General features: G+C 34.6%; 16 protein-coding genes and 1 tRNA gene. 9 read left to right on the forward strand and 8 right to left on the reverse strand.

All coding sequences use genetic code 11. The annotated features are described in order from the left end of the window. Positions 1-311 precede the first annotated feature (311 nt). The 6 genes from IHO13_RS01995 to IHO13_RS02020 all read right to left on the reverse strand — a co-directional run bounded on the left by IHO13_RS01995 (position 312) and on the right by IHO13_RS02020 (position 3,254). Entirely contained in the window at positions 312-491 is a 180-nt protein-coding gene (locus IHO13_RS01995) for a hypothetical protein (protein WP_225538038.1), read from the reverse strand. Beyond that, positions 488-850 (reverse strand): hypothetical protein, encoded by a 363-nt coding sequence (locus IHO13_RS02000; RefSeq protein ID WP_225538039.1) that lies wholly within the window; start codon positions 848-850, stop codon positions 488-490. Before IHO13_RS02000 ends, IHO13_RS01995 begins: the two co-directional genes overlap by 4 nt. 678 nt (positions 851-1,528) lie before the next feature. Next, positions 1,529-1,753, reverse strand: coding sequence for a hypothetical protein (locus IHO13_RS02005; protein ID WP_225538040.1), 225 nt, complete (start codon positions 1,751-1,753; stop codon positions 1,529-1,531). A 99-nt stretch (positions 1,754-1,852) separates the two neighbouring features. Beyond that, the gene (locus tag IHO13_RS02010) at positions 1,853-2,038 is read right to left on the reverse strand and encodes a hypothetical protein (RefSeq protein ID WP_225538041.1); all 186 of its coding nucleotides are present in this window, start codon (positions 2,036-2,038) and stop codon (positions 1,853-1,855) included. 415 nt (positions 2,039-2,453) lie between these two features. After that, positions 2,454-3,155, reverse strand: coding sequence for a triosephosphate isomerase (locus IHO13_RS02015; protein ID WP_225538042.1), 702 nt, complete (start codon positions 3,153-3,155; stop codon positions 2,454-2,456). A 26-nt stretch (positions 3,156-3,181) separates the two neighbouring features. Further along, positions 3,182-3,254 (reverse strand) — tRNA-Thr (locus IHO13_RS02020). Positions 3,255-3,340: 86 nt separating this feature from the next. Here IHO13_RS02020 and rsmA point away from each other — a divergent pair. The 8 genes from rsmA (at position 3,341) to IHO13_RS02060 (ending at position 9,315) form a co-directional block, all read left to right on the forward strand. Further along, on the forward strand, positions 3,341-4,147 hold the full coding sequence (gene rsmA / locus IHO13_RS02025; RefSeq protein ID WP_225538043.1) for a 16S rRNA (adenine(1518)-N(6)/adenine(1519)-N(6))-dimethyltransferase RsmA: 807 nt from the start codon (positions 3,341-3,343) through the stop codon (positions 4,145-4,147). Between the two features lie 163 nt (positions 4,148-4,310). After that, positions 4,311-4,589 (forward strand): hypothetical protein, encoded by a 279-nt coding sequence (locus IHO13_RS02030; RefSeq protein WP_225538044.1) that lies wholly within the window; start codon positions 4,311-4,313, stop codon positions 4,587-4,589. A gap of 144 nt (positions 4,590-4,733) precedes the next feature. Continuing rightward, entirely contained in the window at positions 4,734-5,459 is a 726-nt protein-coding gene (locus IHO13_RS02035; RefSeq protein ID WP_225538045.1) for a F0F1 ATP synthase subunit A, read from the forward strand. Between the two features lie 61 nt (positions 5,460-5,520). Beyond that, positions 5,521-5,748, forward strand: a complete 228-nt coding sequence (locus IHO13_RS02040; RefSeq protein WP_225536761.1) for a F0F1 ATP synthase subunit C — start codon at positions 5,521-5,523, stop codon at positions 5,746-5,748. Position 5,749: 1 nt separating this feature from the next. After that, entirely contained in the window at positions 5,750-6,229 is a 480-nt protein-coding gene (locus IHO13_RS02045) for a F0F1 ATP synthase subunit B family protein (protein ID WP_225538046.1), read from the forward strand. Between the two features lie 8 nt (positions 6,230-6,237). Then, a complete protein-coding gene (locus IHO13_RS02050) occupies positions 6,238-6,714 on the forward strand; it encodes a hypothetical protein (RefSeq protein WP_225538047.1) in 477 nt (158 codons plus the stop codon). Positions 6,715-7,667: 953 nt separating this feature from the next. After that, a complete protein-coding gene (locus IHO13_RS02055; RefSeq protein WP_255586067.1) occupies positions 7,668-7,904 on the forward strand; it encodes a glycosyltransferase family 2 protein in 237 nt (78 codons plus the stop codon). A gap of 394 nt (positions 7,905-8,298) precedes the next feature. After that, positions 8,299-9,315 (forward strand): COX15/CtaA family protein, encoded by a 1,017-nt coding sequence (locus IHO13_RS02060; RefSeq protein ID WP_225538052.1) that lies wholly within the window; start codon positions 8,299-8,301, stop codon positions 9,313-9,315. On the opposite strand, the gene IHO13_RS02065 is transcribed toward IHO13_RS02060, so the two are convergent. Further along, complete coding sequence (locus IHO13_RS02065) at positions 9,289-11,277, reverse strand: ATP-binding protein (RefSeq protein WP_225538049.1); 1,989 nt, start codon at positions 11,275-11,277, stop codon at positions 9,289-9,291. The genes IHO13_RS02060 and IHO13_RS02065 overlap by 27 nt on opposite strands. Positions 11,278-11,361: 84 nt before the next feature. Further along, entirely contained in the window at positions 11,362-11,970 is a 609-nt protein-coding gene (locus IHO13_RS02070; protein WP_225538050.1) for a hypothetical protein, read from the reverse strand. A gap of 268 nt (positions 11,971-12,238) precedes the next feature. Between IHO13_RS02070 and gltX the strand changes: the two genes are divergently transcribed. Beyond that, a complete protein-coding gene (gltX, locus tag IHO13_RS02075) occupies positions 12,239-13,600 on the forward strand; it encodes a glutamate--tRNA ligase (protein ID WP_225538051.1) in 1,362 nt (453 codons plus the stop codon). Positions 13,601-13,656: the final 56 nt, after the last annotated feature.

A 13,656-nucleotide genomic window follows, 5' to 3' on the forward strand; every position in this document is an offset into this window, starting at 1 on the left:
TACGCTGCTAGTATCTTTACCTTCACTACTATAAGTCCTTATTTTACCTCTCTTGGATTATTATGGAAAGAGCTATAAGCACTATTTACCTGTACAGGGTTGCTGACAAAACTTAGAGGTGAATGATAATGATTATTATAACTTTCCTTATCGCTATCATATTCATTGTTAGCGCTTAAAGATCTGGATAGTTCTCTCTTCTTTCAATGGAACATTATCAGGATCATTAAGAACATCTACCGTTATTGTATATGCTTGATTGAGGTCAATTTGTTTATTGGCGAGTAGACGAATATCTTTTTCCAGTGCTTCTATTTGATTACGGAAAACTTCCCCTTCTTTCTTGTTTTGTATTCGCTCTCCAGACTTTCAATTTTCCGAACTTTATCTGCAATTACTTTTCTCAAATCATTAATCTCTATATCTTGTTCTTTTAACAACTTATAATACTTTTCGCGCGTTTTTCTCTCATTCTTTAGATTGTTTTTCAAATCTTCAATTTCATTCTCTGATTTTCTATTTTACACATATAAAACTTCCCTACTTCTTGACTTTTCTGTTCTAATTTCTGAAGTTTAGCATGCAAGCCTTGCATAGTTTTACAATTTTCACTTATTACTAGTTCTGTGTCTTCATATGTTTGCTGCTCTGCTCTTTTTGATTTTCCCAGCTCATCTTTTAACTTCCTGTTTTGTACGTCAACAAGTTTTAACTTTTCCTCTAGTTCTTTATTTTTCTCTTCCAGTTGATACAGTTCCTTTTGCAATTCCCCTAATTTATTTAGCAACTCTTCCTTTTTTATATTAGCAACTTCTAACCTTTTCTTTAGGTCTTCCTTTTTTTTATACACACTTTCAAGCTCTTGTGCTTTCTCTTGTAGGTTTGGTGATATGTTTGCTAACTCTACATTTTTTGTCTTAATTTAACTTGCAATTTTGCATTTTTTGCCCCTCCTTCCCAAATTCATTTTGTAAATCATTATTATACTTCTCTAACTCCACATTTTTTTGCTTCTTTATTTTTCAAGCTCACTCTGTAAGTCGCTGCTCTTTCCTTTCAACCTCTTGCTCAATTGCTTCAATCTTCTCATTTAATCTCTCTACTTCTTTTCTAGTTTCTCATGTATTTTATTCTTTTCTACTTGTAAATTTTCAATCTTTTTCTCTTGTACTGTAATTGTTTGCTTAGCTTCTTCGGGTTCACGTTGTAAATCATTTCCCTGCTTGTTTAATTCTTTAATTTCTTGCTAAGTTGCAATTGGCCTAGAATCAATTCCCATCTGGGTTACAACCTGTCGCGAATCAACTTCTGTTTGAGTTGATGCATCGTTGTTAGTAGAAAAAAGAGAACTACTGTCAGTGTTATTTTCAAAGTCTTGCTCATCTAATTCCTTGTCTTGATCTATACCCTTATAGATTCACTACCTTGCAGGTTATTATTAGCAACTGGCACAGCACCTGGCAATGGTGCAATCTTATTCTTTTCCAATAATGCTTTTACAGCATCATATATCATATAAGGAAAGACCTTAAGTATACAATTCCTTATTTAGTTCTATTAATTCCCAAAACTTCTTCGATGGTGACTTAAAATTTCTACCATCAAATTTCAGTATTTCAGTAATGCCATCGTTACTTACGTTTATAACCACGGTACACATAAAAGTTCTCTCAGATTTATCTGTTGCAGGCCAAGTGCTCGTCATTTCGTAATACGCACCCTCTTTAAATTCATAATGTCTTTCCTTACCCATTCGAATGGCATGTGTTTTATGTTTCTTATTGCAATAAATCTTCACTTACCGACACTTTTCTCTTGCTGTCAAATATTACTGATTCTCATTGGTTCATTTCTAATCATGGTTAGTAAGGTTAATGTTTAAAATTCTATCATCATCATTAGCTTCTGTATAATAAGCATGAAGCTCTATGCCTTCCCTTTCAAAGTATTCACTTACAGCTTTTTTTGTCTGGTTTGCTAGTTCTATGTAGTGATCCAAGTCTTTCTTATAGCTTTCGCTGAAAGATTTTCTATACACGCTTGCTTAAAATCCTCATCATTCATTAAGTCTCTTAACAGATCGTAAAATTCCCATTCATCCGATAATATTTTCTAAAAACAGTAATGCTGTTTTTTTCTTCTAGTTCTGCTAATATTTCTTTCAACGTCAGGAAATTTGTTGGCATAACATACTCTTTTGCTATATCCTCCTGAGAATAACTAGACTATTAAAGCCTTTTTTATATTAACTTTTGTGATTAAACTTGAGCTTGGCTCTTTCCTTTTTGTTGCATACCGAACTTACCTTACTATATCTACAATACTACTTCAATAACAGCATTATACCTTAAGTTATGTAAGAATTTTCTTGGATATAAGCAACGAACAGACAAAGTCTGTTAAACCTGAAAGAAACTGCACAGTACGAGCTCGCTTAATTGCTGATTTCAGAATTAATATAATTTTTCAACTTGTTGCACAATTTTATAAAAGCAGTCAAAATCTAAGCTTGCACTACCAATTAAAACTCCTGATAAACTTGATATATTCAACAAGTTTTCTATATTTTCTGAACTAACTGAACCGCCATATATAACGTGCTTTTTACCAGTGTAGGATTTTATCACTTCTATTACCTCAGCAATTGCATCATTGCTTGGCACATGTCCTGTACCTATCGCCCACATCGGTTCATATGCTACAGTATATTCACCATGTGTTGGCAAACGGTTTTTGCATTGATATCCTATTGCTTCCTTTGTTTTTTCCCCCTTGTAATCTTTTGCATTTCCACTTACACAAATTATTGGGTGTAAACCCGATTCTATTGCTGTTTCTGATTTAAGTTTTATTTCACTATCTGTTTCGTTGATTCTTTCAGAATGCCCAAGTATCACGTGAGTGCATCCTAATTCTTTCAGCATTTCTGCGCTGATTTCACCTGTGTAAGAACCAGATTTTTTATGATGGCAGTTCTGCGCTCCTATACTAATATTATTGCTTAGTTCTATGTCATCTGGAAATGATGTAAAAGGTGGACAAATCACTAGTCTAGAGGCAATTTCATTGCTCTTGCTGTTAAGCTTGCTTATGAAGTCAAAAAATGAAGATCGTGTTCTATTCATCTTCCAATTTGCTACTATTAAAAAGGACATCAGCTCTTTACTATATTAGGTAAAAGTGCCGGCTGTCGGACTTGAACTGACAACCTACTGATTACAAGTCAGTTGCTCTACCAATTGAGCTAAGCCGGCGTTAAATATGTTAACAATATACAATTATCAATGAATTTTCGTCAACCAATTTTTAAAATTATCAAAATACTCCATAATATAACAATATGGGAAGATTTTTATTGAAGCCAAAAAAGAGCCTAGGGCAAAATTTTATTTTATCGAGTGAGATAACGAAAAAAATAGTCGTTTTAGCTGGTAATCTGAAAGATTTTAACGTTATTGAAATTGGTCCTGGGTATGGTGCATTAACAAGGGAAGTATTGGCACATAATCCAAGATCTCTGCTTGCTATAGAAAAAGATAGCAATCTAGTGAAATACCATAATCAACTGCTGAATGAGCACCAGGGAAGGTATAGAATTGTAGAAGCGAATGCACTGCATGTTGTAGAAGAAAAGCTAATAGAACGCCCAGTCAAAATCATTGCTAATCTACCTTACAATGTCTCGGTAGCATTATTTTTGAAGTGGTTAAACAACATAAAATTTTTTACAAGTTTGACATTGATGTTTCAGAAAGAGGTAGCAGATCGCATTATAGCAAGACCTAGTTCCAAAAACTATGGTTCTCTATCGGTGCTAAGCCAGTTGCTGTGCAATATAAGAAAGGAATTTGACATTGAACCTAAAGAGTTTTTTCCAAGGCCGAAAGTGCATTCTTCAGTAATTACAGTAAATCCTTTACCTACCCAAAGATTTGCAGTAAATTTGGAAACCTTGACAAGATTAACGCACACTGTTTTTGCTCAAAGAAGAAAGATGTTGAGAAATAGCTTGCAAAATATAACAAGCCATGCTGAAACCATTCTTGAAAACTCTAAATTAAATGGTAACGAACGTCCAGAAAACTTAACTATTGAACAATTTTGTTTGCTGGCAAACGTTATACAAAAAGAATTGTTCAATAGTTAAGATAACATATTAAGTCAAGATGTTAAACAATTTAGTAATTTTTGAAATACAGCGCTGATTATAATTAGCCATTCTAGTAAATATTTTGTTAGTATGTTAATATTATAACAGTTTTAATTAGGTAATGCTATGGATAACACAATAACATTTGAACTGCCAGCAAATGAATATAACATTGAGTCTTTTTTCAATCATCGTGAAGGCTATGAATCTACACGGATATGGGGATAAAGTGAGGAAGGATCTGTGTCTTTGCTGGAGTCGTTCTCATGATCCAAACGATATGACTTATTACACAATGCTAACATTTCCTCACTGTGTTGAAGGTAACCTTCAAAAAGATTTGTCTATCAACAAAATTGAATTTGATCACGAAAGTGATGACCCTACTATCAATGTGAAGCTTCAAGCCGAAGCCGAAACAGACATTCAGGCTATCTAAAGATAGTATTAAAAACTGTGGTTTTAAAGTGAAGTGAGTAAAAAGGGCTCTGTAACACAGAGCCTATATCATTTTAACTCTTGACTCTACCTTATAAAATTTATACTTTATTTACTGTTGCAGTCTAAGTTTATAGGGCCGAATATGGCGTTAAATCCGCTAGAACAGTTTAAGATACATACGATAGTAGAATTACCCAAACTATTTGGGCATGATATAAATTTTACCAACTCATCTCTTTTTATGATGATTTCGGTAATATCAATTATATTCTTCTTGCTTTTAGGAGTAAGAAAAGGATCAATAATACCAGGATATTTGCAAGCTGCAGTTGAATATGTATACGATTTTGTTATTTCAATAATAGAAAGTAACGCTGGAAGCAAAGGTTTGGAGCACATTCCTTTAATATTCACAGTATTTATTTTCACTTTGTCGTGCAATTTAGTAGGCGTTCTTCCTTATAGTTTTACAGTCACAAGCCATGTGATAGTTACTTTTGCCCTATCGATGGTAGTTTTTACTTACACGACAGTTGTTGGGTTCAAAGAAAGGGGAGTAAAGTTTTTACGTATATTGTTGCCGGGGGGCACTCCGTTGTCGCTGGCGCCCATGATGGTTTTCATTAAGCTATTTGCCTACTTGGCAAGGCCTATAAGTTTATCAATAAGGCTTGCAGCAAATATGACTGCGGGTCATACGATCATCAAAGTGATAGCGGGGTTTATTATGAATATGCACGTGACTCTAACCCCTATACCGTTTTCATTTATAATTGCATTAATAGGGTTTGAAGTGTTCGTTGCAATTCTACAGGCTTATATATTCACCTCTCTAACATGTGTATATTTATCGGATGCACTAAAGTAATTGACTTTATTTGCAGAACATTTTATAATTAATATCGTAAGGAAATGATTAAAGGTAATATATGGATTTAGTAGCTTTAAAATTTATAGCGATTGGCTTAAGTGTACTTGGTATGCTCGGGGCAGGTCTTGGTGTAGCAAATATATTTTCTACTATGTTAAGTGGGCTTTCAAGAAATCCTGAATCAGAGGATAAAATGAAAAAATATGTTTATACAGGGGCAGCTTTAGTTGAAGCAATGGGGTTATTTGCGTTTCTGCTTGCACTACTATTAATATTTGTTGTTTAACATGCCACAACTTGATGTTTCGACTTACTTTTCTCAGGTTTTTTGGTTTTTAATTCTTTTCTCTTTACTTTTTTTTGTAGTAAGTTGTTTATTTCTGCCAAAGTTAGATGAAATAATAAGCACTAGAAGTAAGAAGGCACTGGATTCTTTTAATAGTTCCGTCCACCTTCTAAAACTTATAGAAAACCAGACTGTTAAATATAACGCGGCTTTAAAAGAAGCTAGAACGCAAGCAAAAAAGGTTATAGATAATGCACTTATCCAGGTAGAAGAAATGAGAGAAAGTGTAAAAGATATATTAGAAGAGGAAGACAAAAAAATAAGCAAACTTGTTGAACAAGAAGTAGCAAGATTCAAATCTGAGTACACTGATGAATTAAAGCGAATAGCTACTGGTATTGCCTTAATTTACTACAGTAAATTGAACAATTCTGAAATTGAAGAGGAGTTTGTTGCTAGCTTGGTATCTAAAGAATTCTAGAGGTTTTTATGTCTATGTCACTGATTGTCGGTCTTGCTTTTTTGGTAGGTTTTATCCTTTCATACAAATTATTAAAGAAGGTGATAAAAAACGCTCTTAACAATAAGCGTAACAAGAGCAAACTTACGAATGAAGAGGTTGAAAAATTCAGAAGAGATATGTTGGAGTATTACAGAGAGTCTTCTGAGAAATACAAAAGATTAGATGCAGAAGTTAATAAAATGATGAATGAAGCTCTTGATAAGGCTAATAGTATCATTAAACACAGTAGACAACAACTGGACCAGATGTTAGATGATGATACCCGTTCTCATTTAAAGAAAGTTACTGACCAAATTGAAAAAAATATTGGAGATTTACAAGCTAATACAGCAAGTATAGCCGCTGATGCTGTAAGAAAAATAATGCAGGAACACAAGGATGATAAGCGCAGCAGCGAGATCATATCTTCACTTTCACGCGATTTAAATAAAAAATTGCATTAGGTTTAATACAATAGCTGCCTATACTTCAAGTTAATGATATAGAAAAAACCAAGCCTGACTCCAGTTTATGCAAAGAGCAAGAAAAGTTTTTTTTACTACAAATTTAATGTAGTTCCTTGGCAAAAATTAAGTAATACTACTTTTTTTATGGTTGAAGATGCGAGTCAAGATATCAACCACTAGATCAAGGCTAACTACGGTGATGGTTGCGTACTAATAGAAGCAGATGGTGAACAGATTTTAGATTTTCTTAACTCGCACTTTGGTATTTCAGAATTTGCAAGCAACTATTTATACCATAAAAGTCCTGATTTTCAGCCAAGAATATTAAACTAAGCTCGATATTTTTTGCTTCTTCCTTTATTATAACTTCAACTTGAACACTAATAGAGAAGTACACATACTTTGTTTTGATGTTAATATTTATAGTTGTATGTTCTAGCTACTTGTTCAAATTTATAACTACAGTTTTTTGGCTTATGTGAAACCTACAACCGAAAAACAGATTATGATAAGATAAATGAAGAAGATTTCCCCATATATATAACTTTATTGCCTGCTTTTTAAGAAGGTGCATTGATAAAGCAATTAATTAAAAGCATTGAAAATTTGGATTACCCAAAATCAAAATTAGATGTAAAGCTCCTTATAGAAAGTGATGACTAGGGGACGCTTGCAGCTATAGAAGAGCATACTTTGCTGCAATATTTTAAAGTGATAAAAGTGCCTCATTCCTTGCCTAAGACAAAGGCTAAGTCATGCAATTATGACATGAACTTTGCCAAAGAAAAGTATTTGGTGATACATGACGCAGATGACAAACCAGATCCACTTCAGCTAAAAAGGCACTGATTTTTGGTCAAGGTGATGATAAGTTAGCCTGTGTGCGAGTAAGATTAAATTATTACAATTATAATCACAACTTTCTGACGAAATTCTTTTCTTTAGAATGCATGAGCTGGTTTCAGTACTTATTGGCTGAGTTACAAAGAATGAACATGTCGATACCTTTTGGTGGTAGCAGCAATCATTTTTCAGTAGAAATTTTAAGGAAAGTGCTTTTCTGGGATGCTTATAATGTCACTAAAGACGCTGACCTAGGTTTGAGACTTTCACAAATGGGATATAAAACTAGGATTACTTACTCAGAAACATTGGAAGAATCACCAACTACTGTGTTTTTGCCTTAGATCAAGCAAAGAGCGCGTTGGATTAAAGGTTATATGCAACTTATGCTGTCCACCTAAGATCACTTTATAGACATAATGGACTCAAAGGAATTTTGTTATTGAATCTTTCTATTGGCTCGGCAACCTTTATATTTTTCACTACTCCATTTTTATTGCTTTCATTAATGTTAACTCAAGTTTTAAATGAATTACTTTTGTGCTACTTTGTAGTGGTATACGTTACTAACCTAATTCTATTGGTAATAGTAGTCAAGTAGCAAAAGATGCCCTTTTACTTTTATGTAGTATCAATATTCTTCCCTGTTTATAATCTGCTACATAGCGTTACAACTTTTTTCGCCTTGTGGGAATTTATCACTTGTCCCCAGCGATGGAACAAAACTCAGCATGGTTTATGGAACAAAAGCAATTAAAATCTACAGTTATTTGGCTCTTCCTCTGTTCTGTCATGGTAATCCTTATGGTAGGAATTGGCGGGTTCACCAGACTTTCAAAAGCAGGATTGTCTATCACAGAGTGGAAACCCATTATTGGAGCATTACCACCACTGAGTGAGCAAGACTGGCTACAAGAAAAATCAAAATATGAGACTACACCTGAATATAAAACATTTAATTACGGAATGAGTATGGAGGAGTTTCGCACTATATATTTAATAGAATATGTACATAGATTAGCTGCAAGGCTAACAGGTTTAGTGTTTGTCCTACCATTTGTATACTTTATGCTAAAAAGGAGAATATCTAAAAAGGCAGTAATAAGACTATCCATGACACTATTGTTTGGAGCGTTACAAGCTCTCGCTGGCTGGTATACGGTTAAAAGTGGTCTGATAGCTGAACCTCGTGTTAGTCACTATAGGCTCGCACTTCACTTACTGCTAGCATTGGCTATTTTTGCATTACTGTCTTACCAATTTTTTGATTATCAAATCAGGCCAAAGCAGACTAAACTCAAGATCAGCGGCAACACTATACATTGCACAGGAACAATCTTAGCTCTAATCGTAATACAAATAACTTTCGGAGCATTTGTCGCAGGATTAAATGCCGGTCTAATTTACAATACTTTTCCACTAATGAACGGATACATCATTCCGGAAGATTTATTCTTTTTACAGCCTACATGGCTAAATATCTTTGAGAACAGAGCAACAGTGCAATTTATACATCGAGCACTGGCATTGCTAATACTAGCTCTGACAGCAATACTCACAATAAAAAATGCTGGTGTAAAACCAGTATATGTCATGCTGTTCTCTGTCCTAGCTCAGGTAATTTTAGGAGTAATTACTTTATTGCTGCACATACCAATAGCCATTGCTATAGCTCACCAAGTGTTTTCATTCATCTTATTTGGATCAGCTTTATATTTCCTATGTTATTTAAGAAAGAGCTGTATCCAAAACTAATACTACATCACCGATCTGCACATTTTCCCCTTCCTGAACAGAAATATTTTTTATTATCATTTCTGATTCAGCGCATATGATATTTTCCATTTTCATTGCTTCTACAACAAATAAAGGTTGCCCTACCTCTACCTGATCTCCAACATTTACGTGTAATTTAACTAATAAACCAGATATTGGAGATCTTACGGCATCTACTGAATCCCCCTCTGTTTCATTATTTAGCATTAACTCACTTAATTTAGCTACATGAGGTTTGAATACGTAACACTCAGCTTGCATTCCAGCATGTTTTATAAAGTGTTTACTGCCTTGTCTTTCTACTTTAAGTGTTATATCGGTATCATCGTTAATTGTGATATATAGCAACCTATAACTCGATTTCCACTTGCCTGCTATAGAGTATGTATTGTGGTTATATACTGTTGTTAATGTATTATCTTGATACTTTGCGTTTACAGGGTACTCATTGTCATTTATTTTCACTACAAACACTTCATCCATTGACTTATTGTAATACTTCTCCTTGTTTCCCAAATGAACATATAACGCAGTAAAGATAAATATTTTAATATACTCTTCTGTAATAAAATCGCCGTGAAATCCACTTGGATAATAGTCTGGAATGAATCTCGTGTTGAGTTCTGCCGCAACAAAATTTGGATGATGAAAGATGGATTCTAGAAATTCTATATTGTTTGCCACTCCCCCTATATAACATTCAGATAAAGCTTTTTGCATTCTGCCGATTGCCCCTATTCTATCTTTTCCATATGTCACCACTTTTGCAATCATCGAATCATAAAACATACTGACTTCTGAACCTGCAGCAACTCCATCATCTATTCTGATATAATCGCTCTCATTCGGTTTATCGTAATATTTTATTCTTCCGCTGGAAGGGAAAAATTTCTTTGATGGATCTTCAGCACAGATTCTACTTTCTATTGCAGAACCGGTAAGCTTAATATCATTTTGACTGAACCTTAATTTTTCTCCACAGGAGGTTCTAATCATTTCTTCTACTATGTCTATTCCAGTTACAAATTCTGTCACCGGATGCTCAACTTGTAATCTCGTATTTACCTCAAGAAAGTAAAAGTTTTGGTCCTTATCTACAACAAACTCAACAGTGCCTGCTGAAAAATAGCCAACTTGTTTTGCCAAAGAAACACATTGGACATACATTTCTTGTCTTACCTTCTCACTGATAAACGGACTTGGCGTTTCTTCTATTATCTTCTGATTATTCCTTTGTATTGAACATTCCCTCTCTCCGAGACACACTACATTGCTATATTTATCTGCTATGATTTGTATTTCGATGTGCCTTGGTAACTCTATATATTTTTCTATAAAGATACTGCCATCCTTAAAACTCTTCTCTGCTTCGTTCGTTGCTGATGTAAATGCTAGTTCAATTTCCTTTTTGGAGTTTACAATTCGCATGCCTTTACCACCACCACCTGATGCAGCTTTCAGCATAACTGGAAAACCAATCTCCTCAGCAACGCTGGCTGCATGAATGGCATCATTGATCTTGCCCATGTATCCTGGCACTACATTCACTCCAGCTTTTCTTGCTGATTCCTTTGCTGTTATTTTATTTGCTGTAATCTCCATTGTTTCTGCACTTGGGCCGATGAAATCTATATTGTGTTTTTGCAGAGCACGTGGAAAATCTGGATTTTCTGCTAAAAAGCCATAACCAGGATGAACTGCCTGAACACCTGTTTCAACTGCTACTTCGCATATCTTTTCGATGTTTAAGTAACTGAGATAAGCAGGCGAAGGGCCAATATGCCTTGACTCATCTGCTTGTCTTATATGCACAGAATTAATATCTGCATCCGAATACACACACACGCAAGATATGCCCATTCTGCGAGCAGTTTTGATGATCCTGCAGACAATTTCCCCTCTGTTTGCTATTAAAATCTTACTGTACTTCTTTTCTGTCATTGTATAAGTATACTTTCTTAAGAATCACTCTTAAGAAAGTACATTCCTATATCATTGTCTGCAAGTGATTTTACCTCTTATGCATTAGATATATGCTGCTATTTTTGCAGCGCCCTTAGCACTAACACCTTCCATCAGAGTGTTTACGTCATTCAAGTCATATGCTTCACCACATGCCTTGCTTGACAGATATCCAAATCCACCATAAGCTATTGCAGCTATTGAAGTCAACGCAAGATTTTGAGAACACAAATACAGAAAATATAGAGAAAGACACAAAGCAGTAACACATGCTATAGCTCCTACTATATATAAATATAGGCGGAACTTCTTATTATGTATAAGACTTTCTTTTATACCTGCAATTTCTCTTACTTCTTTCTTAACTTCCTTACTAACCATATCAAGAGGAGTCCTTTTAGAGTTATTTAACGCACACCTGTTACCCAATGCATTTCTGATGTAACTTGAAGTTTTCCAATTTTTTTGAATCACTATTTGGGTTAGTTTGTTTAGACTCCAAATACTTAAATATTCTTTTACTACATCTGGTAATATCCTCCTTCTTGCTGCTATATGAAATGGATTTTCATGATCATCGTTATACTTTAACAAACGGGCATCACTTTCAATGCTTTTCTTAAAAATGAACAAAAATTTTTCAACGTTTCCTGTTCTTGCAGTTAGATGCAAAAGACTATCTCCATTTGCTATTAGTTTTGTTTTATCAAATGGACCTTCATAACACTATTTGATGTTATCTCCATTATCTGAGAGCAATTTTGCTATATCTTCACTCATAATATATCCTGCTATATTTAACCAACATTAAGCTATACAATACAATTTACGAAAAATAAATACAATTTCATCCTCATAGGGCCAGTAATTTACAGTAATTCCATATTGCCACAAGCATAAATTTTAGCTATTATCGTTTACATTACTGTAACAAACGAATATGTCAGGTGTAATCACTAGATTCGCTCCATCACCAACGGGGTTTTTGCATATTGGTGGAGCTCGTACTGCCTTATTTAATTGGCTCTATGCAAAGCATCATCGCGGAAAATTTTTGCTGAGGATTGAAGACACCGACAGAAAACGTTCAACACAGGAAGCAACCGATGCAATAATAGATGGGCTGAAATGGCTTGGTGTAAGCTATGATGGAGAAATAATATACCAATCAAAAAGGATAGAGCGACACATCAAAGTTGCAAATCTTCTTACTCAGAAAGGTCGAGCATATTACTGTTATTGCCCTGAGGATGAAATTGCAGCAAAGAAGGTAAAAGCAAGAAAAGAAGGAAAGATATATAAGCATAAGTGTACTAATGCAACACCAGGCGTAAAACCTGTTGTCCGCTTTATAGTGCCAGACTCGCAAGACATTATTGTTGATGATAAAATATACGGCCAAATTAAAGTAAATAGCGAGCAGCTTGATGATATAGTGATTTTACGCTCTGACAACACTCCAACATATATTTTCGCTGTGGTGGTTGACGATTATGATTCCGGAATAACTGATATAATACGTGGTTCTGACCATCTTACCAATACTTTTAAGCAATTACTAATATACCAGGCCCTTGATTTTGATATTCCACGTTTTGCGCATTTACCGCTTATCCACGGAGAAAATGGAAATAAACTGTCCAAAAGGCACAGCGCTACAAGTGTTTGCGACTACAAAAAAATGGGAATACTGCCTCAGGCAATGCGTAATTACCTGCTCAGACTTGGCTGGAATCATGGTAATGACGAGATCATTAGCGATAAGCAAGCGATAGAGTGGTTTAACTTAGAAAACATTGGTCGTTCCCCTGCACGGCTTGATTTTAAAAAATTGGAGCATTTAAATAACCATTATATCAACAACATGAGCAATGAAGATATTCTGCCTCTAATGTTTGGAGAAAATACTCCAGCTGAGAAGAAAAAGAACTATTTGCTGCAGGGACTAACGGAACTAAAAAAAAGAGCAAATTACCTGACCGAACTGTTCGATTTAGCCAAGTTTTATATCAAAGATCCACCACTTGATTTAAGCGAAGAGGCTGAGCGAATTGTCAAATCTAACCTCGATATAATCAAGTTACTTGCGCCATTTCTCTCAAATATCGGTGATCAAAGCTGGAATAAGAGCTTTTTATCCTCTCGAATCAAGGAATTTTCAAAATTGCATAACGTGAAAATAAGCGATGTTTACCACTCATTACGTGCTCCAATAACTTCGATAATGGATGCACCTGGAATCATCGACATAATGGTAATCCTTGGTAAGGATGAGTGTGTAAGAAGGTTGCAAGCAATTTAAATGAAACGAAAGAAACTACTTAAAGATTTCTCCAGTTTCCTTATCATAGTATTGAA

It is taken from the genome of Wolbachia endosymbiont of Mansonella perstans, from assembly GCF_020278605.1.
In the GTDB taxonomy this organism is placed as follows: Bacteria; Pseudomonadota; Alphaproteobacteria; order Rickettsiales; family Anaplasmataceae; genus Wolbachia.

Coding starts and splice junctions, on each gene's coding strand:
- IHO13_RS02005 (WP_225538040.1), bottom strand. CDS start 1,753: ATGGGTAAGGAAAGACATTATGAATTTAAAGAGGGTGCGTATTACGAA.
- IHO13_RS02015 (WP_225538042.1), bottom strand. CDS start 3,155: ATGTCCTTTTTAATAGTAGCAAATTGGAAGATGAATAGAACACGATCT.
- rsmA (WP_225538043.1), top strand. CDS start 3,341: ATGGGAAGATTTTTATTGAAGCCAAAAAAGAGCCTAGGGCAAAATTTT.
- IHO13_RS02030 (WP_225538044.1), top strand. CDS start 4,311: ATGAATATAACATTGAGTCTTTTTTCAATCATCGTGAAGGCTATGAAT.
- IHO13_RS02035 (WP_225538045.1), top strand. CDS start 4,734: ATGGCGTTAAATCCGCTAGAACAGTTTAAGATACATACGATAGTAGAA.
- IHO13_RS02040 (WP_225536761.1), top strand. CDS start 5,521: ATGGATTTAGTAGCTTTAAAATTTATAGCGATTGGCTTAAGTGTACTT.
- IHO13_RS02045 (WP_225538046.1), top strand. CDS start 5,750: ATGCCACAACTTGATGTTTCGACTTACTTTTCTCAGGTTTTTTGGTTT.
- IHO13_RS02050 (WP_225538047.1), top strand. CDS start 6,238: ATGTCTATGTCACTGATTGTCGGTCTTGCTTTTTTGGTAGGTTTTATC.
- IHO13_RS02055 (WP_255586067.1), top strand. CDS start 7,668: ATGAGCTGGTTTCAGTACTTATTGGCTGAGTTACAAAGAATGAACATG.
- IHO13_RS02060 (WP_225538052.1), top strand. CDS start 8,299: ATGGAACAAAAGCAATTAAAATCTACAGTTATTTGGCTCTTCCTCTGT.
- IHO13_RS02065 (WP_225538049.1), bottom strand. CDS start 11,277: ATGACAGAAAAGAAGTACAGTAAGATTTTAATAGCAAACAGAGGGGAA.
- gltX (WP_225538051.1), top strand. CDS start 12,239: ATGTCAGGTGTAATCACTAGATTCGCTCCATCACCAACGGGGTTTTTG.